Origin of the sequence: Rhodococcus sp. MS16 (genome assembly GCF_013277795.1) — a bacterium.
GTDB classification, from domain to species: Bacteria; Actinomycetota; Actinomycetes; order Mycobacteriales; family Mycobacteriaceae; genus Rhodococcus_F; species Rhodococcus_F globerula.
In genome coordinates this window covers 264,832-286,109 of record NZ_VBTM01000011.1, presented here as the reverse complement: position 1 = coordinate 286,109, position 21,278 = coordinate 264,832, and the positions used below count along the sequence as shown (strand labels likewise).

At 60.5% G+C, this 21,278-nt stretch carries 24 protein-coding genes; 12 read left to right on the top strand and 12 right to left on the bottom strand.

What is annotated here, in order from left to right:
* Window positions 1–15 precede the first annotated feature (15 nt).
* Both FEZ60_RS23935 and FEZ60_RS23930 read right to left on the bottom strand, forming a co-directional pair.
* The gene (locus FEZ60_RS23935; protein WP_172937153.1) at window positions 16–1,851 is read right to left on the bottom strand and encodes an acyl-CoA dehydrogenase; all 1,836 of its coding nucleotides are present in this window, start codon (window positions 1,849–1,851) and stop codon (window positions 16–18) included.
* A 136-nt stretch (window positions 1,852–1,987) separates the two neighbouring features.
* Window positions 1,988–2,674 (bottom strand): SDR family oxidoreductase, encoded by a 687-nt coding sequence (locus FEZ60_RS23930; RefSeq protein ID WP_172937152.1) that lies wholly within the window; start codon window positions 2,672–2,674, stop codon window positions 1,988–1,990.
* 71 nt (window positions 2,675–2,745) lie between these two features.
* Between FEZ60_RS23930 and FEZ60_RS23925 the strand changes: the two genes are divergently transcribed.
* From FEZ60_RS23925 to idi, 6 genes are all read left to right on the top strand, one after another.
* Window positions 2,746–3,342 (top strand): TetR/AcrR family transcriptional regulator, encoded by a 597-nt coding sequence (locus tag FEZ60_RS23925; RefSeq protein ID WP_219908478.1) that lies wholly within the window; start codon window positions 2,746–2,748, stop codon window positions 3,340–3,342.
* A 425-nt stretch (window positions 3,343–3,767) separates the two neighbouring features.
* Window positions 3,768–4,670 (top strand): carotenoid biosynthesis protein, encoded by a 903-nt coding sequence (locus FEZ60_RS23920; protein WP_141485215.1) that lies wholly within the window; start codon window positions 3,768–3,770, stop codon window positions 4,668–4,670.
* Entirely contained in the window at window positions 4,667–5,875 is a 1,209-nt protein-coding gene (locus tag FEZ60_RS23915) for a glycosyltransferase family 2 protein (RefSeq protein ID WP_242484781.1), read from the top strand. The genes FEZ60_RS23920 and FEZ60_RS23915 overlap by 4 nt, the downstream gene beginning before the upstream one ends.
* A gap of 49 nt (window positions 5,876–5,924) precedes the next feature.
* A complete protein-coding gene (gene crtI / locus FEZ60_RS23910) occupies window positions 5,925–7,544 on the top strand; it encodes a phytoene desaturase family protein (RefSeq protein ID WP_172937151.1) in 1,620 nt (539 codons plus the stop codon).
* Window positions 7,537–8,565: a phytoene/squalene synthase family protein gene (locus FEZ60_RS23905; protein ID WP_172937150.1), complete on the top strand. Its 1,029-nt coding sequence runs from the start codon at window positions 7,537–7,539 to the stop codon at window positions 8,563–8,565. Before crtI ends, FEZ60_RS23905 begins: the two co-directional genes overlap by 8 nt.
* Window positions 8,566–8,590: 25 nt before the next feature.
* Window positions 8,591–9,193 carry an isopentenyl-diphosphate Delta-isomerase gene (idi, locus tag FEZ60_RS23900; RefSeq protein WP_172937149.1) on the top strand — a complete coding sequence of 201 codons (603 nt, stop codon included), beginning with the start codon at window positions 8,591–8,593 and terminating at the stop codon, window positions 9,191–9,193.
* Here the strand turns inward: idi and pcaG are convergent, their stop codons facing one another.
* Together pcaG and pcaH are read right to left on the bottom strand one after the other, a co-directional pair.
* Window positions 9,194–9,856, bottom strand: a complete 663-nt coding sequence (pcaG, locus tag FEZ60_RS23895; RefSeq protein ID WP_172937148.1) for a protocatechuate 3,4-dioxygenase subunit alpha — start codon at window positions 9,854–9,856, stop codon at window positions 9,194–9,196.
* Complete coding sequence (gene pcaH, locus FEZ60_RS23890) at window positions 9,853–10,581, bottom strand: protocatechuate 3,4-dioxygenase subunit beta (RefSeq protein ID WP_033233775.1); 729 nt, start codon at window positions 10,579–10,581, stop codon at window positions 9,853–9,855. The genes pcaG and pcaH overlap by 4 nt, the downstream gene beginning before the upstream one ends.
* A 120-nt stretch (window positions 10,582–10,701) precedes the next feature.
* Here pcaH and FEZ60_RS23885 point away from each other — a divergent pair, with 120 nt between their 5' ends.
* On the top strand, window positions 10,702–11,619 hold the full coding sequence (locus tag FEZ60_RS23885) for a LysR substrate-binding domain-containing protein (RefSeq protein ID WP_172937147.1): 918 nt from the start codon (window positions 10,702–10,704) through the stop codon (window positions 11,617–11,619).
* Window positions 11,620–11,646: 27 nt separating this feature from the next.
* On the opposite strand, the gene FEZ60_RS23880 is transcribed toward FEZ60_RS23885, so the two are convergent.
* Window positions 11,647–12,552, bottom strand: a complete 906-nt coding sequence (locus FEZ60_RS23880) for an IclR family transcriptional regulator (protein ID WP_172937146.1) — start codon at window positions 12,550–12,552, stop codon at window positions 11,647–11,649.
* Between the two features lie 210 nt (window positions 12,553–12,762).
* Here FEZ60_RS23880 and FEZ60_RS23875 point away from each other — a divergent pair, with 210 nt between their 5' ends.
* Window positions 12,763–13,494: an IclR family transcriptional regulator gene (locus tag FEZ60_RS23875; RefSeq protein WP_033233772.1), complete on the top strand. Its 732-nt coding sequence runs from the start codon at window positions 12,763–12,765 to the stop codon at window positions 13,492–13,494.
* A gap of 53 nt (window positions 13,495–13,547) precedes the next feature.
* Here the strand turns inward: FEZ60_RS23875 and FEZ60_RS23870 are convergent, their stop codons facing one another.
* The 3 genes from FEZ60_RS23870 to FEZ60_RS23860 all read right to left on the bottom strand — a co-directional run bounded on the left by FEZ60_RS23870 (window position 13,548) and on the right by FEZ60_RS23860 (window position 15,821).
* Window positions 13,548–14,690: a Rieske 2Fe-2S domain-containing protein gene (locus FEZ60_RS23870; protein ID WP_172937145.1), complete on the bottom strand. Its 1,143-nt coding sequence runs from the start codon at window positions 14,688–14,690 to the stop codon at window positions 13,548–13,550.
* Window positions 14,691–14,723: 33 nt separating this feature from the next.
* Complete coding sequence (locus tag FEZ60_RS23865; protein WP_141485209.1) at window positions 14,724–14,984, bottom strand: hypothetical protein; 261 nt, start codon at window positions 14,982–14,984, stop codon at window positions 14,724–14,726.
* Between the two features lie 81 nt (window positions 14,985–15,065).
* Window positions 15,066–15,821, bottom strand: a complete 756-nt coding sequence (locus FEZ60_RS23860; protein WP_095887447.1) for an SDR family oxidoreductase — start codon at window positions 15,819–15,821, stop codon at window positions 15,066–15,068.
* 190 nt (window positions 15,822–16,011) lie between these two features.
* On the opposite strand from FEZ60_RS23860, the gene FEZ60_RS23855 reads away from it, so the two are divergent.
* Window positions 16,012–16,602 carry a TetR/AcrR family transcriptional regulator gene (locus FEZ60_RS23855; protein ID WP_095887446.1) on the top strand — a complete coding sequence of 197 codons (591 nt, stop codon included), beginning with the start codon at window positions 16,012–16,014 and terminating at the stop codon, window positions 16,600–16,602.
* Between the two features lie 188 nt (window positions 16,603–16,790).
* On the opposite strand, the gene FEZ60_RS23850 is transcribed toward FEZ60_RS23855, so the two are convergent.
* Both FEZ60_RS23850 and FEZ60_RS23845 read right to left on the bottom strand, forming a co-directional pair.
* The gene (locus FEZ60_RS23850) at window positions 16,791–17,228 is read right to left on the bottom strand and encodes a hypothetical protein (protein WP_202026458.1); all 438 of its coding nucleotides are present in this window, start codon (window positions 17,226–17,228) and stop codon (window positions 16,791–16,793) included.
* Window positions 17,229–17,300: 72 nt separating this feature from the next.
* Window positions 17,301–17,759, bottom strand: a complete 459-nt coding sequence (locus FEZ60_RS23845; protein WP_172937144.1) for a MarR family transcriptional regulator — start codon at window positions 17,757–17,759, stop codon at window positions 17,301–17,303.
* A 64-nt stretch (window positions 17,760–17,823) separates the two neighbouring features.
* Here FEZ60_RS23845 and FEZ60_RS23840 point away from each other — a divergent pair, with 64 nt between their 5' ends.
* From FEZ60_RS23840 to FEZ60_RS23830, 3 genes are read left to right on the top strand one after another with little or no spacing between them, the layout of a single operon-like run.
* The gene (locus tag FEZ60_RS23840) at window positions 17,824–18,693 is read left to right on the top strand and encodes a haloalkane dehalogenase (protein WP_172937143.1); all 870 of its coding nucleotides are present in this window, start codon (window positions 17,824–17,826) and stop codon (window positions 18,691–18,693) included.
* Window positions 18,694–18,745: 52 nt separating this feature from the next.
* Window positions 18,746–19,780: a hypothetical protein gene (locus FEZ60_RS23835; protein ID WP_172937142.1), complete on the top strand. Its 1,035-nt coding sequence runs from the start codon at window positions 18,746–18,748 to the stop codon at window positions 19,778–19,780.
* A 38-nt stretch (window positions 19,781–19,818) separates the two neighbouring features.
* Entirely contained in the window at window positions 19,819–20,253 is a 435-nt protein-coding gene (locus tag FEZ60_RS23830) for a hypothetical protein (RefSeq protein WP_116102451.1), read from the top strand.
* A gap of 30 nt (window positions 20,254–20,283) precedes the next feature.
* On the opposite strand, the gene FEZ60_RS23825 is transcribed toward FEZ60_RS23830, so the two are convergent.
* Window positions 20,284–21,006: a metallophosphoesterase gene (locus FEZ60_RS23825; RefSeq protein WP_219110401.1), complete on the bottom strand. Its 723-nt coding sequence runs from the start codon at window positions 21,004–21,006 to the stop codon at window positions 20,284–20,286.
* Window positions 21,003–21,266: a BON domain-containing protein gene (locus FEZ60_RS32645; protein ID WP_033233762.1), complete on the bottom strand. Its 264-nt coding sequence runs from the start codon at window positions 21,264–21,266 to the stop codon at window positions 21,003–21,005. Before FEZ60_RS32645 ends, FEZ60_RS23825 begins: the two co-directional genes overlap by 4 nt.
* Window positions 21,267–21,278: the final 12 nt, after the last annotated feature.

Sequence of the window (21,278 nt, the reverse complement as noted above, 5' to 3'; positions counted from 1 at the left end):
CACTGTGGCACGTTGTCAGAACGCGTCTTCCTCGAGCTCCATGATCTCGTTGTCGAGGGACCCCAGGATTTCCTTCGTAGAGGACAGGATGGGCAGGATGTTCTTCGCGAAGTACGACGCGATGACAACCTTGCCCCGATAGAACGACCGGTCCTTTGCAGGCGCGTCCCGGTCCATGGCTGCCAACGCAACTTCGGCCTGCACCAGCAGGCGCCATCCGATGAGCAGGTCACCTACCGCGTACAGAAAGCGCACCGATCCGAGGCCTATCTTGTACAACTCGGACGGCTGGTCTTGAGAAGCCATCAGATAGCCAGTGAGCGTCCCGGCCATCTCTTGTACGTCGGTCAGCGCAGTCTCGAGCAGCGCCCGCTCTGCCTTGAGGCGACCGTTTCCGGCGTCGCGGTCGATGAACTTTCGTATCTCACCGGTCACATGCGCGAGCGCAACGCCACGGTCGCGGGCGATCTTACGAAAGAAGAAGTCCTGCGCCTGGATTGCCGTGGTGCCCTCGTAGAGGGTGTCGATCTTGGCGTCGCGGATGTACTGCTCGATCGGGTAGTCCTGCAGATAACCAGAGCCGCCGAGGGTCTGCAGGCTCTCGGTGAGCAGTTCGTAGGCCTTCTCGGAGCCGACACCCTTGACGATCGGTAGCAGTAGGTCGTTGACCCGCGCCGCCAATTCGGCGTCTGCACCGGAAACCAATTCGGCAACATCGGCATTCTGATGCGCCGCGGTGTACAGATAGACCGCTCTGAGCCCCTCGGCGTAGGCCTTCTGCATTGCCAGGCTGCGTCGCACGTCGGGGTGATGGGTGATGGTCACGCGAGGTGCGGTTTTGTTTGTCAGTTCAGTGAGGTCCGCCCCTTGAACGCGCTCCTTGGCGTAGGCGAGGGCGTTGAGATATCCGGTAGACAGTGTCCCGGCGGCCTTGGTGCCCACCATCATTCGAGCATTCTCGATCACCTGGAACATTTGGGCGATGCCGTTGTGTACGCCGCCGACGAGCCAGCCGACGGCGGGTACGTCGGTGGCCCCGAACGTGAGCTCGCAGGTCGGGGACGACTTGAGGCCCATCTTGTGCTCGACACCGGTGACGTACACGCCATTGCGCTCTCCCAGTTCGAGTGTCTCCGAGTCGAAGTGGAGCTTCGGGACGTAGAACAGGCTCAGCCCCTTCGTTCCAGGGCCGGCTCCCTCGGGACGGGCGAGTACCAGGTGGAAGAGATTTTCGGCAGTGTCGCCGACGTCGCCGCCGGAGATGAACCGTTTGACGCCCTCGATGTGCCACGTGCCGTCGTCCTGCGCGATTGCCTTCGTACGGCCTGCACCCACGTCGGATCCTGCGTCGGGTTCGGTGAGCACCATGGTGGCGGCCCAACCGCGCTCGAAACCTTCTTTTGCCCAATGCTTTTGCTGATCGGTGCCGACGCCGTAGAGCACGCTCGCCATCAGCGGACCCATGTTGAAAAAGCTCGCCGATCCGTTTGCCGCGACCAGCATCTCGCCGATCGCCCAAACCAACGGTGCGGGAGCGGGTACACCACCAATGCCTTCTGGTAGACCGAGCCGCGACCAGCCGGCCTCGTTCACAGCCTCGACGGTCTTGCGTAGCGGTTCCGGGACCACGACCGCGTGGTTCGGTGCGTCGAACTCGACGGGGTGCCGATCCGCGTCGGCGAAAGAGGCGGCGACGGGACCCTCGGCGAGCCGCGCGACCTCGGTGAGGATGTTGCGCACAGTGTCGGTATCGAGGTCGCCGTAGGCGTCGCCGTCCAGTAGCTCACCGATCCCGAGTATTTCGAACAGATTGAACTCGATGTCGCGCACATTGCTCTTGTAGTGACTCATGATTCTCCGACCTCGGCTCGTCATCAGTACACAAGAAAGCCTGCCCCACAAAGAATTCAGTACGCAACCGTAGGTAGAACATGTGACGAAGCGACGGCGGCCGGAAGTGCCGTTGCTGCAAAATAGCGCGTCGTGGTTAGTTTGAATTCGGCGCAATCGCAAGATTTTGCTTGATGTACCGAGTGGTGTCGTCTGCGAGGATCTCGAGCAAATCTTTTTCAATGCCGTCCAAGGCCTGTGCTGCGACATCGGCTGGGTCGATCTTCTGCTCGGCGGGCACACCTGCCGCCATGTCAGTGTCCATGTATGCGACGTGCAGTGCCGAGACGGTGATTCCGCGCGGTGCCAGTTCCTCTCGAGCAGCGTCCGTCATTGCCCACGCCGCCGCCTTGGCTGCGGCATAGGATCCGAGCGCGGCGGGGTGAAGCCAGGACAGTACGGAAAGTACGTTGAGTACTGTTCCCCCGCTGTTACTTTCGATGACGGGAGCGAAGGCTCGGGTCACGGCGAGCGGGCCGTAGAAGTTCACGTCTATCTCGCGGCGCACGTCATCGATGTTGCCGCTAATCAGCGGCGCGGAGGTGGAGATTCCTGCGTTGTTCACGAGCAGGGTTGCATCCGACGCGGTGCGGGCCGCAGCCTTGATCGACTCCTCGTCGGTCACGTCCAGCTGCAAGGGAATGACGCCGGGCAGATCGACTGTTTCCGGATTTCGGGCGGCTGCGTACACCTTTGCTCCCCGCTCGACGAGCCCCGCGGCTAGATGGCGTCCGAGTCCTCGATTGGCGCCGGTGACGACGGCAACTGCATTGTTCAGATCCATGATGTCTCCCAGGGGTGAGGTACTGACGGAAATTTAGATTACGAATGCAATCTAAATTCACGCTAAGATAGATGTCAAATGAAATCCAAACGGGAGTGTGGTTGATGGGCCGCGTATCGCAACAGCAAGCGGAAGAGAACCGTCGACGTGTCGTGAAAACCGCCGCCCGCCTGTTCCGAGAGCAGGGCACCCAGCTCAGCGTCGCCGACCTGATGAAAGCGGCCGGGTTGACCCACGGTGGCTTCTATAAGCAGTTTGCCTCGAAGGAAGCGCTCATCGACGAGGCCACCGCCTATGCATTTGCTGAGCTGTCGAAGACCTACAAGTCCGAATTCAGCCAGCATGGGGACCAGCGCGTTGTTGCTCAGCAGTCCCTGATCGACACCTATCTCTCCGTCGAACATCGCGATAACCCCGCTGACGGATGCCCCGCCGCGGCTCTTGCCGTCGACATGGCGCGCGAACCCGAAGATGCCGAGGCTCGTCGGGTTTACACCCAGGGTGTCGGTGCTTTTGCCGAAGGACTCGCCGATGGCGATCAGGATGGCATTGCCCGATTGTGCACCATGGTCGGCGCGATTCTCCTCTCGCGAGCCACCAAGGGATCGACCGTCTCGGAGGAGATTCTCACCGCAGCACGCGCTGCGCTGAAACCAACCGACGGGTGATTCGCGGCAAGACGATGGCGTGTCACCCGCGTGCCCGAAAACTTTTTCTCGAGAACTCCCATCCGGGTGCGAAACGGCTACGAATGCCACGCAGACGGTGTGTACCGTCTCCGTGCTCAACTGTGTCGAGACGGTGTTGACAGGAAGGGCAGAGTGTCATGCATGCACTGGTAGAAGCCGATTTTCCGTCAACTCACAGTCCGTTCGTTGAGCTCTCGTGAAGTTCTGGCCGACAATCACAGGAATGTGACCGACATGTCTATTTCTTCTTCTGGTACTCACGGAGGCGAGAATCCGCGCCCAAGCAATCCGGGTGTCGGCTTTCTCCAAATGTTCCTGGATGCGAGCCGTCAGCCCAGGTCGCCACACGAAATGGCGGAAGAATCACCGCAGGAACCGCGCGCTTCCGACGACGAAAGACTGTGATGGATGCGCCCACGCCTTCGCCTGCTGCCGAGACGGCCAGGCGAACATCCACCGGAAACGGATTCGCCGGAAACGCAGGTCGATGGATCGCTCTCGTATGGGGGCTCGTCGCGTGCGCATTGATCGCCCAGATCATCTATCCCTTGGTGAGCGGGGACTCACGTGACGGTGTCACTGTTGCGGTAGTCGCCCTATTAGCTGCTGCATCGATTGTTCATGCGGTGATTGCGCGTGGGCCGGCGTGGACCTTGGTACTGTTCGCGGCCACCGCGGGGTTGGGTCTTGTCGCCGAAATGATCGGCACGGCAACAGGTTTTCCCTTCGGCAGTTACTTCTACGCCACTGATCGGTTGGGGCCTGACATTCTGGGTGTCCCGGCGGTGGTTCCACTTGCGTGGACTGCCGGGTTCTATCCCATTTGGTGCGCTGTGGGTTATGTACTCGAGCGAACCCGCGCGTCACCGAAGTGGCAGTCTCGACAGCGAATCGTGATTACGGCTGCCGGGATGGTCGGGTGGGATCTCTATCTGGACACTCAGATGGTGACGGACGGCCAGTGGACGTGGACGTCCGGAAATCCGGGTCTTCCCGGCATACCGTCGATTCCGTTCACGAACTATCTGGGCTGGTTTGCCACCGCCCTGATAATGGCAGTTGTGATCGAGTATGTCGGAAAGCGCTTCGATACCCGCAGGAAGTACGGGCCGCGGGTTTCGGATGCCGCGCCCGTGGTGTTGTTCATGTGGACGTGGCTCGGCTCGGCACTTGCCCACGCTGCGCTGCTCGACGGGGACGAATTGAAGTCTTCGGCGATCTACGGCTTCTGTGCGATGGGTGTTGTGGGGATACCCCTGGCCTGGATGTGGACCTGGAAGCCCCGAGAGGACTCGGTGACGGCATGACCGCCGCGAGTCCACGAATCCTGCATCGCCTGACAGCGGCGGGTGCGGTGCTGGCCGGATTGTCTGCGGCGATGTCTATCGGGAATGCGCTGTTCATGCCACGCTTGCGGCGAACGGACATCAGTAAGCCACACGATCGCGTCGTTGTGTGCATTCCCGCCCGCGACGAGGAATCCACCGTGCCCCTGCTGATCGCGGATCTGCGGGCGCAAACATATGCGGGCGAACTTCGGGTAATAGTCCTCGATGACGGCTCCGGCGACGGCACACTGGCTGCCGCCCGCCGCGCCGCCGACGGCGATCCGCGCATCACGGTTATATCCACGTGTGATCCGCCAAGCCCTGGTTGGACGGGAAAGGCCGCAGCGTGTCGGACCCTTGCCGATATCGGTCTCGAAGACCAGCCGGACGTTATCGTTTTTGTCGATGCCGACGTCAGGCTGTCGCCTGGTGCGGTCGCGGCGTCGGTTGCTGCGCTCCGCGGCCGAGGGGCAGCATTGTTGTGCCCGTGGCCCGAACAGAAGTCGGGCAGCGTTGCTGAGCATCTTGTTCAGCCGTTGCTGGCCTTTTCGTGGATGTCGACCCTCTTGGTACCTTTGGCGAACAGGTCGCTGAGACAATCACTTTCGGTGGCGTGTGGTCAATTCCTGATGTTCGATGCCGGCGCCTACCGTGAAATCGGTGGACACGAGTCGGTGGCCTCCAGTGCCACCGAAGATCTGGACATAGCTAGAGCTCTTCGCAGCCACGGCAAACGTACGGTTCTGGTCTCGGGTGCGGGTTTTGTCAGTTGTCGGATGTATCGCGACTGGCCTCAACTTCGGGAGGGCTACACCCGGTGGTTGTGGTCCTCATTCGGTGGACGAGTGGGCACCGCCGCTGCTCTTGCGGGCGTGAGCATCGTATATCTCCTTCCGCCCGCTGCCGCTGTTCTGGGAACGGGAAGCACACGACGCTTGGGGACTGCCGGCTACCTTGCCGCAGTCACGGCTCGGCTGTGCTCTGCGCAGTCGGAATCTGCCGGCAGAGCCAACCTCGCAGATCTGGCGCGGGCCTGCGCCCACCCCATTTCGGCAGCACTTTTTGCGACTCTTGTGCTCGATTCGCGTCGACGCTTCGCCCGAAACGAACTGTCATGGAAGAGTCGGCCGTTGAACGCCCCGACCACCGACGTGGCCACCCTCGCTAGCACGATGAAGAAATGAGAATCCTGATGTCGGCCTCGAACCCAGCGCTTGTGACAGGTGATCGATCATGAGATCAGTGAGCGGGCAAGTCGATTCGGTTGTTGTGGTCGGTGCCGGCCTCGCCGGCCTCTCCGCTGCGCTCCACCTCACCGGGGCGGGCAAGCGTGTCACAGTCCTCGAGCGTGAGGCCGCGATCGGTGGGCGTGTCGGTACCTATCCGGTGGTCGATGACGCGGGTCGTTTCCTGTACGACATCGACAACGGTGCCAGTGTTCTCACCATGCCGAATTTGATCGCCGACGCATTGGCCGCAGTGGGTGAGTCTTTTGATTCCGTTACTCCTGCACTCACTTTGACGAAGCTTTCACCTAGCTATCACACGCGTTACGCAGACGGCAGTTCCATCGACGTGTACTCGGATCCGCTGGCGATGTCGGCAGAGGTCGAAAGGACATGCGGTCCAGGCGAGTCCGACGGATACCGCAAGCTTCGACGGTGGCTGGCGTCGATCTTCGACACCGAGTTCAGTCGGTACATCGACTCGAATTTCGATTCACCACTCGATCTGGTGTCGACGCCATCGGCAGTGCGCGACACCGCCACTCTGGCTCGGCTGGGTGGTTTCGGTCGACTCGGGCCGCGGGTCGGATCCTTTGTGAAAGACGAACGACTGCGACGAATCTTTACATTCCAGGCACTGTACGCGGGAATGGCCCCCGCCAAGGCGTTGGGCGTGTACGGCGCCATCGCGCACATGGACACCTCACTCGGGGTCTACTTTCCGGTGGGCGGCATGGCCAAAATCGCGGCGGTGATGGCCGACGCGTTCACACGACACGGGGGAGTGCTTCACACCGACGCCGAAGTGTCCGAGGTAAACATCGAGAACAAGCGCGTCACAAAGGTTTTGACGTCGGATGGTCGGAGTTATTCGTGTGATGCCCTCGTGTTGACTCCGGACTTACCTGTAGTCGATCGGTTGCTCGACCAGGCAGGTGCGCCGTCTACCGGTCGGCGACGCGGATATTCCGTCGTATCGCCGTCAGCCGTCGTCTTTCACGGCACGGTTCCGGTGGATGTGACGCAGTCGTGGCCGTCAAGGTCTCATCACACCATCGACTTCGGCGAACAGTGGTCTGAGACCTTTGCTCGGATCACCGCGCGTCGTGGCCGCGGGCAGTTGATGGATGATCCCTCTCTCTTGATCACCCGACCGGCTGTCACTGATCCATCGCTGAACCTCGTCCGTGACGGCGTCAGAAGTGAACCCATCTCGATCTTGGCTCCTTGCCCGAATCTTGCCAGCGCGCCCCTCGATTGGGATCGTCTGGGGGTTCCGTATATGCGTGAAATTCAAGGAGTGTTGGAACAACGCGGATATCGCAACCTGACCTCGTCGATGTCCGTCGACCACCTCGACACCCCGCAAACTTGGCTGGACAAGGGAATGCTCGACGGCAGTCCCTTCTCGTCGGCACATGTATTCCGTCAGACCGGGCCATTCCGCCGCAAGAATCTGGTTCCTGGTCTCGGCAACGTCGTCCTCGCCGGTTCAGGGACCACTCCGGGTGTCGGCGTGCCGACGGTTCTCGTTTCGGGAAGGCTTGCCGCAGAGCGGATAACAGGATCGAACAACGCGCAATCGTCGGCTGCTCTCGGTGTCGAAGTCGGTGTCGGTCATGCGTGAACTCGACAAGATCGACCCGAGCCTCCACGACGCGTATCGACTGTGCCGCGACCTGAACGAGCAGCATGGCAAAACATACTTCCTCGCGACCCGGTTACTGCCGGCTGACAAACGCGCCGGCGTGCACGCGCTCTACGGGTTTGCGCGGATGGTCGACGACACCGTCGACGTGGATTCCGGCGACAGCGAATCAGGTTATGTGCCAGCGCTTTCCTCGGTCACAGTCGATTCGACGGGTACTTCGCCCACCGAAGCCGATCGTAGGGCAAGCGCAAAGCTTGACCTGTTCGAGGCTCGCATCCGAGATGCGCTCGACGGACAGCCGCTGGGGGAGAGTAGATCCGACCTGGTGCTCAGAGCGCTCGTGGATACCACTGCGAGATACAGCATTTCGCACGACTACTACTACGCCTTCCTGCACTCGATGCGAATGGACATACCAGGAACCAAGATGTTCCGCTCGCGGTATCGAACGATGGACGAACTGTCCGAGTACATGTACGGATCCGCCGCTGTCATCGGCCTGCAAATGCTTCCGATCCTGGGCACGGCGACAGATCGCGACAGTGCCGCCGGACCAGCGGTCGCACTGGGTGAAGCTTTTCAGCTGACCAACTTCATCCGGGATATGGGAGAGGATCTCGATCGTGATCGGATCTATCTGCCGACCGAGGAACTGAATGCTTTCGGTGTCGACGAAGGCCTGTTACGGAACTGTCGTGTCACCGGCCGCAGCGACGTCCGACTCGAGCGCGCTCTCGCGCATCTGATCGCACACACCCGTGCGGTGTACCGCACTGCCGAACCGGGGATCGATATGCTCGACCCGGTGGTACGCCCCGCGATGCGCACGGCGTTTGTCCTGTACGGCGACATTTTGCGCGCGGTGGAAGACGGCGGATATCGCGTACTTCACAAGCGGGCACACGTTTCCCAGCGGCGCCGAATGTCGATCGCGGCACCGCGACTGGCTGAAACCGGATGGATCAGCCTCCGCACGCTGCTGACGCCGGCACCCTGATCGAACGAAGAGAACGGGACTTCACATGGAATACGTCGTGCTGCTCGACGACGCAGGTCGATCCATCGGGATCGAACCGAAAGCGAGCGTCCATACCACTACAACTCCACTGCACCTTGCTTTCTCGGCGTACGTCTTCGATCGGAGCGGCAACCTCCTGATTACGAGGCGTGCACTGGACAAGGCAACGTGGCCAGGTGTCTGGACCAACAGTTGCTGCGGACATCCCGCTCCGGGCGAATCGCTCGAAGAAGCCGTCCGGCGTCGGCTGAACCAAGAACTTGGGATAGGTGTCGATGATGTCAGCCTTGCGCTCCCGTTCTTCCGATACCGCGCAGTGATGGACACCGGCATCGTCGAAAACGAGATCTGCCCTGTCTTTCGGGTGATCTACGACGGCCCACAACCGGTTCCCGATCCGACGGAAGTGGAAAGCGTGGAATGGGTTGACTGGCAAAAGTTTTCGGACGCTGTTCTCGGTGGCGGTCGTGACGTCTCGCCGTGGTGTCGTGAACAGGTGCAACAGCTTCGACAGCTTGATCCGGATCCGGAGCAGTGGCCCACAGCGCCCGCATCGGCATTGCCGCCCGCCGCCCGGGAAAATCAGGACCGGCGCCTACTGTACTAGTCAAATATCGAAGAATACTGTCTCTGCTCCACCGTCCGGGGTGTCTTGTAGTCGTATGTCGAAGGTGTAGAAGGTTGTTCCGTTTTCGCTGCGTCGATTGGCTATCAGAGTGCTTCGGCGGGTGTGGAGCTCGATCCCCGAGAGGATCGGGTCTGCTGCGTTGAGTTCGGTTTCGTCGTCGAAGTACAGGCGGGTATGCAGTCCGATGTTGATGCCTCTGGCGAAGATGACGAAGCAGATGTGTGGGGCTTGGACACGGTCGCCATTGTGCTCGACCGGTCCGGGTTTGATCGTCTGGAACTCGAAGACTCCGGATTCGAAATCTGCGCCCGTGCGGCCCCATCCGGCAAAGCTCGGATCGACACTTTTGTCTTGTGGGTCGAGGTGATGCGAGTACTTGCCGGCCGCGTTAGCCTGCCAGATCTCGAGCAAGGCGTCGCGGACTGGGGATCCGCTGCCGTCGATGACACGGCCCTCGATCGTGATCCGTTCTCCGACTGTGTCATTGGAGACAAGATTGTTGTCGAAGTTCTTCTCGAAAATCTCGAATCCCGCCTGCTGCGGTGCCAGTCCGATGTGTACGTAGGGGCCGCCCGTCTGCGACGGGGTTTCGGGAAATCGTGTCGCAAGAGATTGTGCGGCAAACTGATGGGCGACGTTCATCGTGATGCTCCTGGAATCGTGTTCTCGAAGAAGGTGGCTCGTCGTCCGCGGAGGGTGACATCGAAGCGGTAGGTTCGAGCGTCGAAAGGCACGTCGTTTGACGGATCTTCATGCGCAATGAGGCTGCGTACCTGATCGATTGACGGAATGGTTGCGGCAATCGGGCAGCGCTCGATCAAGGGGTCGCCCTCGAAATAGAGTTGCGTGATCAGCCGCTGCGCCCAACCGTCTGCGCTGAGTGACATATGAATATGTGCAGGACGCCAGGCGTTGGCGCTGTTGGCCCACGGGTACGGTCCAGGCTTGATAGTGCGGAAGACATAGTAGCCGTTGTGATCGGTGAGCATCCGACCGCAACCGCCGAAGTTCGGATCGATCGGCGCGAGATACTGGTCGTTCTTGTGTCGATAGCGTCCGCCCGCGTTGGCCTGCCACACTTCCACGAGTGCGCCGGAGACCGGGTTTCCGAATTCGTCACGTACATAGCCGTGCACGATCAGCCTTTCGCCGATCGGCAAGCCGGCTTTGGCGAAGTTGAGGATCAGGTCGTTGTCTTTCGCCCCCAGGTCTTTTCCGTTGAACACGGGCCCGGTAATTTCGGACAGCGTGTTGCGGGGAGATAGCAAAGCCTGACGAGGCGAGCGCAGGATGCTCGTCTTGTAACCCGGCGTCAGTGCGGGAGGGTGCAGTCTGACGTCGCGCTCTACAAATTCGCCGATTGTCACGGTGGTCTCCTGTCGAAGGGATGTTCGCCCACCATATTTTCGCTACTCAGTCATGTAAATTGACGATTTCTCGCCCTTTTCATAACCTCTGCTGATGGAAATGTCTGGTGGTCTGGGCGCATGGCCGGCGTAGCGAGTAGCCGAATTCAGCTTCGGCACCTGACCTGCTTTGTCGCCGTTGCGCAGGAGCGCAATCTCGGTCGGGCGGCACAGCGACTCCACCTGACGCAACCGGCGGTCACCAAGACGCTCAACGAACTCGAGCAGATGGCCGGGATGCGTCTCGTGGAGAGGGGCCGTCATGGTGCCCGTCTCACTCCGGCCGGCGAGTACTTTCTCGGCCACGCATCTGCGGCCGTCGACGCCATGACGTCGGCGGCACGGGCGTTGGTCGCCCCCGGCGTACCCAGTGTGCCGGTCCGCGTAGGTGCGCTTCCCACAGTCGCGAGTGTTCTACTACCGAAGGCGATTTCACAGCTGCACGAAACGTATCCGGAGTTGGGGGTACATGTTGTCGCTGGAGTCAACGACGCACTCCTGGAGGGGATTCGCGCGGGCGACCTTGATTTGGTGGTGGGCAGAATGACGGATCCCGATGTCTTGCAGGGAATCGACTTCGAACTGCTCTACACCGAATCGCTGGCACTTGTCGTTCGCCCCGAACATCCTTTGACGGCGTTTGTGGAACCGGTGCCGATGCCGCGGGTACTCGAATTTCCATTGGTGGTGGCGACAACAGGGACGGTTCCGCGCCGGCACACCGAAGTGTTTCTGCGCCGACATGGGCTCACGTTGCCGAGCGGTTGTGTTGAAACACTTGATGTATCGGTTGCGCGTACTCTCGCCCGCCGCAGTGACTCGGTGTGGTTCACACCCGAGCGTGTGCCGCAGACCGACCTCGACGACGGAACGCTTGTGCGCTTGCCGCAGTCGGCCCCTGGTACAGCCGAGCCCGTCGGACTGTTCCGGCGGACGAGTGAGGCTGCTGCGGGCGTCGAGACTTTGGCTGGGATTCTCAGGCGGTTGGCTGCTGTGTGAAATCTTCCAAGCACGAATCCGATGGCTTCAGATCCAGTGCTCGGACGACGCCATGAGGCGATCCATCGTTGCTGCGGAGAAAGTGCTCGTGGGAACCGGTGGAGGTTTGCGGCCACGACGTGGAGCGACCAGTTCGGGGTACAGGGAGCGCGACACCTCACGAGCTGCGTCGAGCACCAATGGCGCTACCCGCTCGAGCTGAGCGGTCTGCGTATCGCTGCACAACGAGATGCTGCCGATCGGCCCTTCGTGCCCGCGAATAGCCGACGCGACGCACGCGACACCCGGTGTTGATTCGCCGCACTCGAAGGCCAAGCCTCGACGCTGCCGAATACGGCTCAGCTCTTGATGCAGAACTGCGATGTCCGCGATGGTGCTGTCGGTGCAGCGCGGGAGCGTCACACCGAACAGGGTGTCCACCTGTTCGGGAGCGATGCACGCCAGCATCGCTTTGCCGCCTGCCGTCGAATGTGCAAGGGCGCGACCGCCGACGCGCGACGGTAGCGTCGTAGCAAAGCGTCCACCTACCTTGTCGAGGTAGACATTTTCGCAGTCGTCGAGAACTGACAGATGCACGACCATTCCGGTTTTCAGGTGTAGGTCGTGCAGCAGCGGTGCTGCGGCTGCACGCAGCTGGCCGTGGTCGCCGATGCCGCCGTCAAGTCCGAGTGCGCGTCGGCCGAGGCGGTAACCAATCGGCGCGTGAGCGACCCAGTCGAGCTTGACGAGCTGCTCGAGAATGCGGTGGACGGTCGATCGCGGCAACCGGGCGCGTCGTGCGGTTTCTTCGAGACTGAGGTGGGTTGCCCGTCCATCGAAGGCATCGAGAATGAGTGTCATCCGCTCGACCATCGACGGCGGTAAGTCTGTGGTGGACCGACCGCCGGCCGGTGGGGCAGAGGACTTCTTGTCGTTCATGTCGACAACGGCCATGGACGCCTTCCTTTCCGGGGTTTCCCGAGTGTCGCTTCAGTTGCCGTTGGCATCTGGCGTGTCCGTCAGGTGGTGACCCCTGTCACTTGCACTGTATAGTCCGATTGTACATTGATCAAGCGATCAAACAACCTGCATATGGCCCTTAAAGCCGAAGGGGTCATTCATGCAGCGTGCCTGCCGTACGCTGCCGACCCACGGAGATGCCCCATGCCCTGTGATGAAAATTCCCCGGTAGCGGTACTCGATCGCGCCTCGATATTGCTCGAGGCTTTCGATGAGGACGAGCGACTGACTTTGTCGGACTTGTCGAGACGGACGGGGCTTCCCGCGTCGTCGACCCACCGCATGCTCGGACAACTCGTACGTCTGACATGGCTTCAACGTGAGGGTCACACGTACCGGTTGGGTCGTAAGATATTCGAACTCGGTTCGCTTGCGTTGCATCATGATCGGCTTCACAGCGTGGCGCAGCCCGTCCTCTATCAACTGCACGCGACTACGGGTCTCGTGGTTCACCTCGCAGTCCCCGTCGGCGCTGACGTTCTCTATCTCGACAAAGTCGGTGGCTCCTTCGCCGTTCGGCTGCCCACCCGCGCCGGCGGGCGCCTTCCCGCGGCGTCGACGGCAATAGGCAAAACCTTGATGGCAGAGCTTGATCCGACCGCGGCGCTGACGCCGCCGCGTTCCACGCCGAACACGATAGTGGACCCAGTTCGACTGCGAAGGGAGTATGCCGACATTCGTAACCGCGGAATTGCCCACGATCGGAACGAGACGGTGCTCGGAGTATCGTGTGTCGGTGCCGCTATTATCAAGGGCCGCAGTCCGATTGGCGCGATCTCGGTAACCGGCCCTACCGGTACGTTCGATCCGATGGCTGTCTCGGTCCCTGTCCGCCTCGCGGTAGCAACGATCCGAAATCGACTGTCCGGAAACTGATGTTGCCGCGCTCTGCTGGGGCAGGGCGCGGCAACTGTGAGCTCACGCGAATTTTACGTATCCGCGTCGACGCGTGCGAGATTTTCCTGCACCTCGGTGGACCAGTTCTCCAGAGCGCGAGTGGTGTCCACCTCGTACTCGTAGCGTGCGGTCATTTCGTCTGTGACGTCCTTGACGTCTACATAGAACTGCTGGTACCAGCGGCGAAGTTGGTAGACGGGCCCGTCCTCTTCGGTGAGGAGCGGATTTTCGATGCGGCTCTTGTGTTTCCAGATCTCGATATCCTGGAGGAACTGCGTCTCGAGACCCTCGGTGAACATCTGAGCGGTGGCTTCGGCCTGCTCGTCCGAGTTGCCCGGCGTGCGTTCGACACATGTGCCGTACTGCAGGACAAACGAATTGTCGGTGACAGGGTAGTGGCAGTTGATGACCTTTGCCTCCACCGTGGTGTCCCCGGAAATCGTCCACACCGTATCGAGCATGAAAGACGGACCGTAGTAGGCAGCTTCCGACACGGTCTCGGCATCTGGAAGGTCCATCTGTACACCGGTTTTGATGTCGTCCCGGCCTACCGAGCGCATGTGCTGTGCAGCGACCTGGCCTTCGAACACATTCTTGAAGTAGCCCGGCATCTGGAAATGAACGTAGAAGAAGTGAGCCATGTCGACAACGTTGTCGACGATCTCACGGCAGTGCGAGCCCTCCACGTGGAAGGTGCGCCACGACCACTCGCTCCACCGATCGGTGCCCCATCCCTCGATCTCCGGAATCGTCACGTCCTCCGGCGGCTTGTTGCCCTCCGGGTCATGCCAGGTAAAGAGCATTCCGTTGCGTTCGAGTACATTCCACGATCGTGTGCGTGCTAGCGGAGGGACGCGCCGCGCGTAAGGAATGCCAGTGCAGCGCCCGTTCCCGCCCCACCGCCAATCGTGGAACGGGCAGGCGATGGAGTCGCCTTTGATCTGCCCCATCGCGAGGTTGCCGCCCATGTGTCGGCAGTATGCGTCAAGGATGTGCAACTCGTTCTCGGAGTCTGCGAACACCACCAAGTCGGTGCCGAAAGCCTTGATTTGGTGCGGCTTTCCGTCACGAAACGTCTCGGCCAGGCCGAGGCAGTGCCAGCCTCGCGCAAATCGAGTCGGGTTCTTGCCTGCCTCGATGACCCTGACCTCGGGTTCGGCGATGATGTCGGTCATGAATCCTCCAGTGTGTATTCAGCGATGATTCGATCAGCGATGATTTGATACGTGCGAAAGGCCCTCAGGGCGAGGAGATTCGCGAAGCTTGCCGTTCTCAATTGCAGCCTGGACAGCGTCGCTCAGCCCGCTGCACGATCGCACGAGTGATCCGGGTTGCAGGGTGTTGACCTGGACGTCGCGGTAAGGGCATCGCACGTTCTCTGCAGCCGGCCATTGGATACCGGTATGGATCGAGCTGTACTTCTCGACGAGGACTCGCTGGCCGCACGATGCGCAGTCGACAGGCGCCATGACACTTCCTTCCTATCGTTCTTCCTTGAACGTAGAAGGAATGATCGTCAGGCGACAGGCCAATTCCGTTGAACTGAAAAGTTACCGGACGAGGGCCTGGCCACCGTCCACGGGCAATGCATGGCCTGTGATGTAGTGCGAGGCTGAACTGCAGAGGAACACGACAGCGGGTCCAATGTCGGTTTCCGGGTCGCCGAGCCTTCCCAACGGCACAGTCTTCACGTAGGCCGCAGCTTCCTCCGGACTGATCCGAGCCCAGTCGTCGAGAATCGGCGATGTGGCAAGCGGCAGAATCGCGTTGACGCGAATCCCGTCGGACGCCCATTCACACGCGGCGGTACGCGTCAGAACCCGAATTGCTTCTTTGGCGGCAGCATATCCACCGAATCCTGACGGATCCCAGCGAATTCCGGCTGCAGATCCCACATTGACGATCCGTCCGCCGTCAACCAGATATGGATGGAACAGGCGCATCAGTCGCCACGTTGCCAGTGGGCCCGAATCCAAGCTTTGTTGGTACACAACCTCATCGAGGTCGAGTAACAGGCCGTGTGCAGCTGTCTGCGCGTTGTTGACCAGGATGGTCGGCCCACCCATTCGACCTGCTACGTCCACAATCAGTCGATCGATCTGATCGGTGTCGGTCACATCGCACTCGAAGGCGAATGCGGACCCACCTCGTTCGCTGATCATATGAACCGTCTCGTCGAGTTTGGCCCGAGTGCGACCTACCACTGCTACGACTGCGCCGGCATCCGCCAGTGCTAGAGCCACCCCACGGCCGATGCCCTGGCCGGCGCCTGTCACAAGTGCTCTATCCCCACTGAGTGTTTTCATGCCCTCTTCTCTGATCGATACGGATGTGAGTTCACAACTTCAAAGTAAATTGCGCTCTGGCAGTTACATTCGCGGTACCTTCGGCCACTCTCCGAGCGCAGGTCGATACTGTAGGGGTCATTCGCTCGTTTCGGTGAGCGGTCGAATCAGACAGTCGAATGCGCGAAACAGCATCAGGAGAACAGACGATATGGAACCGCAGGAGCGACGACAGCAAATCCTCGATCGCGCCGGCGAGATATTCGCAGCAAAAGGGATAGCCGCCACCACGATTCGGGAGATCGGCGACGCAGTGGGAGTGCGCTCCGGTGCGCTCTACCATTACTTCCCTTCCAAAGATGCGATCGTCGCAGAGATCGTCAGGGTCTATCTCCAGGAACTTGTAGACAAGGTGCATGCAGTTACTGCCGTGGAGCCCACAGAACGTATCGAGGCGCTTTCCGAGATCGCTCTGCGTTGTTCGCACAAGTACCTGCACGCAACGTCCATCTGGCGTCGTGAGGGTGACTACATCCACGCGACAATTCTCGAGCAAGGCAACATCGGGGAGCTGTTCGGCCAATTCGAGAGGGAGTGGTCGAGCGCTCTTGCCGCCGGAGTTGCTCGGGGCATTTTTCGTGACGACGTTGACATCGATGTCGTCGACCACATGCTTCGATATGCCATCTGGTCATCGAGCGAGTGGTATACGCCGACCGAGGACAAGTCTGTGGATTGGCTCGCCCACGAAGTGGTCAAGGTGATCCTCGGGGGTCTACGCACCCCGAACGTTCAACCGTGAGTGTCTGCGCAGTGCGGTGGATCGTCATTCCATCCAGTGTGGCAAGAGCGCCCGCAAAAGCCACGACTGATTCCGTTGGGCGGAAATATTCTGGCCCACTGTGACATACGGCTACGCTCGCCGTATCGACAGAGGGTGTGCCGAACTGTCATCTTCCAGTGCGATCAGTCGGCGGACGCAATCGAGTATCACACTTGGCCCAGCACGGCCGCTCCCATTCCGAGGGCGACTGCATCCTCGACGAGGGCTGCTCCCAGTGCCGGAACTCGCTTCGATGCCCACCCCCGGTACGCGTGGCCTGCATACGAGCCTGCCACCGCCGAGGCGGCGCCGATTGCGATGGCAGGGGCGACGGGTTCACTCTGGGCCCGAGCAATCGCGTAGGCGGCGGCGGCCCCGGCTGCAGCTCGTGCGGTCAAGGATGGAGGCGCGAGCCGAGATGGTGTCGTCGGGAGTTTGTCCATGACGAACTCGCCACCGATTGCAACGACGGATCCACCGATCGACAGTCGTTCGTAGCGTGTGCCCCGGAACCTGAGCACCAGGAACGTGGTGATCCCGACTGTGCTGCGAAACCCGCTGGCCTTGCCGATTGCGGCGTAGAGAACTGCAGATCGAATGTTCATGAAGTTTAGTATGTCCGTTTTTGCTCTTCGGTGGAGCCAACTTCGAACTTCGCACGATGATCGATGAACGGCCTATTCGTCAGCTGCATCGGTCGCGTCGAGTAGTGCGACGAGGGCTCGATGGAGTTCTGCGATTTCGCGGCCGCCCTCACCTCCGAGAGCATGTGTGTTCTCGTGGTCCAGCTGGCGAACGATCTCTTTGGCTTGCAACGCAGTTCGGTGACCCTCTTCAGTGAGATCGAGACGAACAGCGCGCGCATCGCGGGTATCGCGTTCGCTCGAGACGAAGCCGCTGCGCTCCAGCGCGCGTACCAGTTTGGAGATGTAAATCGGTTGCAGTCCAGTCTGTTCGGCGAGTTCGCGTTGGCTCGGTCTTTCGCCCGCACAGACAAGGCTGTGAAGGGGCGCGAGTACCGAGTATTGAGCGTGCGTGAGGCCGAGATGGGTGAGCGCACGGTCGACTCCCGCGCGCCAGCGCAGGCTCAGGTGCCAGACGAGTGCTCCGGTTGTCCATGATTCGCGGTCTTGCATGAAAATAGAGTACATGGCTACTATTTGAAAATAGAGTACATGGAAACTATTTTGAGGAGACGTCATGCCCATCACGCCTGTGCTCGACTCGAACATGGCTCATCGGGAATCGGGTGACGGTCCGCCGTTCGTGCTGCTGCACGGTAATCCCACGTCGTCGTACCTGTGGCGGAATATTCTGCCGTCGGTTAGTGCCCTCGGCCGCGCTCTCGCCCCCGACCTCATCGGGATGGGAGAGTCCGGTAAACCCGCGATCGACTATGGCTTCGTAGACACCGCCCGCTACCTCGACGCCTGGTTCGACGCCTTGGAACTCGACGATGTTGTGCTCGTCGGACACGACTGGGGCGGGGCACTGGCATTCGACTGGGCTGCGCGGCATCCCGATCGCGTCCGCGGGGTCGCCTTCCTCGAGACGATCCTCCGTCCGATGACGTGGGCCGAACATTTTCCGGGTGACGCCAGGGCGCGAGTCGAGGCATTGCGCACTCCCGGAACAGGTGAGGCGAAGGTGCTCGAACAGAACTTCTTTCTCGAGGTTGCTCTCGACAAGACCGTGCTCAGCGGACTCTCGGACGGCGATGCGGCTTCGTATCGTGCTCCGTACCCCACATCCGAGAGTCGCCGGCCACTGCTTGCCTGGCCGCGGGCATTCCCCATCGAAGGCGCCCCGGCGGACGTACACACGCGGGTGGCGTCGTACGGAGAGTGGCTCGCGGGAAGTAGCGATGTACCGAAACTCCTGATGACGTTCAACGGCCCGTCCGAACTACTCATGGTCGGCCGCGACGAGATCGAGTGGAGCAGGTCGAATATTACCCACCTCGATGTCATGGAATGTGGACCCGCCGGCCACCTCGCACCCGAGGATCGGCCCGACGCGATTGCCTCCGCTATCGTGGAGTGGACCAGGCGCCACCGCCTGGATTGCTGACGCGAAACGGGCTCGGATGTTTGGCTCTCGTGTTCGGGGTACTCGCTAACGCATGCGGCTCGGTGTTCTCGATGTCGGTTCGAATTCGGCGCAGCTTCAGATCGTGGAAGCTACTGCAGGGGCGCCGCCACTACCGCTGCACGCACTAAAAGCCGCAACAGGTTTGGCTGAGTCGATCGATGCCAGCCAGTGTCTAGACGGCAACGGAATAGAGCGGGTGTGCGACGCGGTGACGCAGTCACTAGAGGCTGCGCGGCATTACGAGGTTGATCAGATCTATCTCTTTGTCACCGCTGCGATCCGCGATGCGGCGAACCGGGAGGAAGTTCTGGATCGTGTGGCCGCGGAGTGTGGATTACGTCCACAATTTCTTACCGGCCTGCAGGAAGCACGTTTGACGTATTTTGCCGTGCACCGCTGGTATGGCTGGTGCGCCGGCAGATTGCTCGATATCGATATCGGCGGTACGACAATGGAGATCACGCTGGGGCGCGATGCCGCTCCGGAGTTGGCAGTCTCGCTCCCGCTCGGCGCTGGACGGCTGACTCGCACCTTCTTCGATACAGATCCACCGCCGAGTAAGCAGGTCAAAGAACTGCGTCGGTACGTACGTTCGTCCCTGCGTGAGACAGCGGATCGCCTTCTCTGGGAAGGGAAACCGCAGCGAGTTGTCGGCACGTCGAAGACCTTCAAACAATTGGCACGACTGGCCGGAGCGCCGGCCCAGCGAAAGGGGCCATTTGTGCGACGCACATTGTCGCGCAAGGATCTTCACGGATGGGTTGCACGGATGGCCACTATGACCACCGATCGTCGTGCCAAACTGCAGGGCGTGGCGCGATCGCGCGCTCACCAGATTCTTGCAGGCGCGATCGTGGCCGATGAGACGCTCTACGCCCTCGATGTCGATTCGATCGATGTGAGCCCATGGGCCCTACGCGAAGGTGTCATCCTTCAGCATCTCTCCGCGGTACCCGATCCTCAGAACGATCTTCCACTCCAAGTGCTGTCTCCGGAGGTGCACGTGGACAAGGCGGTAGTCACGTCATTGCCGATCACCGAATCGTCACACGACCGCACTCGTTGACCAGGCGATCACGAATCGCGAATCGAGGAGAAGAAGACATGAACAAGACCATTGCATCCGTCGCGATCGCCTGCGCTGTTGTCTCTGCCGTCGCGTGCGGCAGTGACGATACCGACCAATCCACCAGTGACGGTAATGATTACGCTACGCAGCAAACCGCGAGATCTCCGGCGCAGAGAACAGACGAGAGTGAGCCGACGGCGTCACCGACTGATCTGGGAATGATCGATCAAGCAAAACTTGCATCGTTTGTTTTCGCCTTTCGAGCCGGCTACTCGGAACTGACGCAAGATCGTGACGACAGCAGCATCGAGCTCATCGTTCTCCAGTCCTGCGACGACATTGCGAACGGAGTGGACGAGCAGCAGGTCACGGATGAAATCCGAACGCTCGCTGCACACAACGGCAATGAACCCACTCAGGATCAAGCGGAACGGATCTACGACATGGTCACCCCCGCCTGCCCGGGATGACCTGGTGCGACGCCTCCTCGCGGTTCGAAGTCAGGAGTCCGCGCACCCGAGACCGTATACGGCATATGCTGCTCGGATAACTGGTTGTGCAACATTGCGCACCCTCACCCCACCTGGGGTTGTGCCACGCTCGGTTCCGGCGTGAGCATGCCCGTGGAGTGCCAGATCGAGTTGAAACTCGTCGATAGGTTCGCCGAGGAGATACGACCCGAGGAAGGGGTAGATCTCGGGCGGTTCACCGTGCAGAGTGTCGCTGATCGGCGAGTAGTGCAGTAGTGCGACGCGTATGTCTGCCTCGAGGGAGGACACCGCTGATCGGAAGCGCTCGGCGACGTCAACGGTATGGCCCGCGAACTCCTTCATTTGTGGCTCTCCGAACACACTGGCGCATTTACCCGCGAATCCACCACCGAATCCTTTGGTGCCTGCAATCCCCAATGTTTGTCCGGCAATGTCGATGGTGACAGATTCGCCTTCCAGAACAGAAATCCCTTGCGCAGTAAGCGTATCCGTAACGTCTGAGACGGCATTGCTGTGGTAGTCGTGATTTCCGAGCACTGCGATTACCGGGATTCCCAGGTCTGCGAACTCGTCGGCAACAACCTTCGCCTCATCCCGGCCTCCATGTCGGGTGAGATCGCCGGCCAGCAACAAGACGTCCGCGTGGGTGGATACCATGTCGAGTGCGGGCCGCAACTCGCCGTGTGAATCTGCGCCGAGATGCACATCGCCGACCGCGGCGACCCGGATCACTGTAAGTCCTCGTAATCAGATTGTGGTTCAGCGGAACTCACGACATGGATGTCGTTGCAGACGGTAATGTCGGGGGCCAACTCCGTGACTACCGATTCTAGTTCCCGCTTTCGGGCGAGACTGTTCACTTCACCGCTGAGGTAGATCTTCGATCCTCGAATCGTCACCCGCACACCGAGTTCCGATGTTCGTGGATCTTCGGCGAAAGCTCGTCTGATGTGTGCCACCAGGTATTGCGGAAGTTGCTCTTCTGCCTTCATCCTCCCTGCCTC

Excerpts from the sequence above, each read along its gene's own strand:
- FEZ60_RS23935 (WP_172937153.1), bottom strand. The coding sequence starts at position 1,851 with ATGAGTCACTACAAGAGCAATGTGCGCGACATCGAGTTCAATCTGTTC.
- FEZ60_RS23930 (WP_172937152.1), bottom strand. The coding sequence starts at position 2,674 with ATGGATCTGAACAATGCAGTTGCCGTCGTCACCGGCGCCAATCGAGGA.
- FEZ60_RS23925 (WP_219908478.1), top strand. The coding sequence starts at position 2,746 with ATGTCAAATGAAATCCAAACGGGAGTGTGGTTGATGGGCCGCGTATCG.
- FEZ60_RS23920 (WP_141485215.1), top strand. The coding sequence starts at position 3,768 with ATGGATGCGCCCACGCCTTCGCCTGCTGCCGAGACGGCCAGGCGAACA.
- FEZ60_RS23915 (WP_242484781.1), top strand. The coding sequence starts at position 4,667 with ATGACCGCCGCGAGTCCACGAATCCTGCATCGCCTGACAGCGGCGGGT.
- crtI (WP_172937151.1), top strand. The coding sequence starts at position 5,925 with ATGAGATCAGTGAGCGGGCAAGTCGATTCGGTTGTTGTGGTCGGTGCC.
- FEZ60_RS23905 (WP_172937150.1), top strand. The coding sequence starts at position 7,537 with ATGCGTGAACTCGACAAGATCGACCCGAGCCTCCACGACGCGTATCGA.
- idi (WP_172937149.1), top strand. The coding sequence starts at position 8,591 with ATGGAATACGTCGTGCTGCTCGACGACGCAGGTCGATCCATCGGGATC.
- pcaG (WP_172937148.1), bottom strand. The coding sequence starts at position 9,856 with ATGAACGTCGCCCATCAGTTTGCCGCACAATCTCTTGCGACACGATTT.
- FEZ60_RS23885 (WP_172937147.1), top strand. The coding sequence starts at position 10,702 with ATGGCCGGCGTAGCGAGTAGCCGAATTCAGCTTCGGCACCTGACCTGC.
- FEZ60_RS23880 (WP_172937146.1), bottom strand. The coding sequence starts at position 12,552 with ATGGCCGTTGTCGACATGAACGACAAGAAGTCCTCTGCCCCACCGGCC.
- FEZ60_RS23875 (WP_033233772.1), top strand. The coding sequence starts at position 12,763 with ATGCCCTGTGATGAAAATTCCCCGGTAGCGGTACTCGATCGCGCCTCG.
- FEZ60_RS23870 (WP_172937145.1), bottom strand. The coding sequence starts at position 14,690 with ATGACCGACATCATCGCCGAACCCGAGGTCAGGGTCATCGAGGCAGGC.
- FEZ60_RS23865 (WP_141485209.1), bottom strand. The coding sequence starts at position 14,984 with ATGGCGCCTGTCGACTGCGCATCGTGCGGCCAGCGAGTCCTCGTCGAG.
- FEZ60_RS23860 (WP_095887447.1), bottom strand. The coding sequence starts at position 15,821 with ATGAAAACACTCAGTGGGGATAGAGCACTTGTGACAGGCGCCGGCCAG.
- FEZ60_RS23855 (WP_095887446.1), top strand. The coding sequence starts at position 16,012 with ATGGAACCGCAGGAGCGACGACAGCAAATCCTCGATCGCGCCGGCGAG.
- FEZ60_RS23850 (WP_202026458.1), bottom strand. The coding sequence starts at position 17,228 with ATGAACATTCGATCTGCAGTTCTCTACGCCGCAATCGGCAAGGCCAGC.
- FEZ60_RS23845 (WP_172937144.1), bottom strand. The coding sequence starts at position 17,759 with ATGCAAGACCGCGAATCATGGACAACCGGAGCACTCGTCTGGCACCTG.
- FEZ60_RS23840 (WP_172937143.1), top strand. The coding sequence starts at position 17,824 with ATGCCCATCACGCCTGTGCTCGACTCGAACATGGCTCATCGGGAATCG.
- FEZ60_RS23835 (WP_172937142.1), top strand. The coding sequence starts at position 18,746 with ATGCGGCTCGGTGTTCTCGATGTCGGTTCGAATTCGGCGCAGCTTCAG.
- FEZ60_RS23830 (WP_116102451.1), top strand. The coding sequence starts at position 19,819 with ATGAACAAGACCATTGCATCCGTCGCGATCGCCTGCGCTGTTGTCTCT.
- FEZ60_RS32645 (WP_033233762.1), bottom strand. The coding sequence starts at position 21,266 with ATGAAGGCAGAAGAGCAACTTCCGCAATACCTGGTGGCACACATCAGA.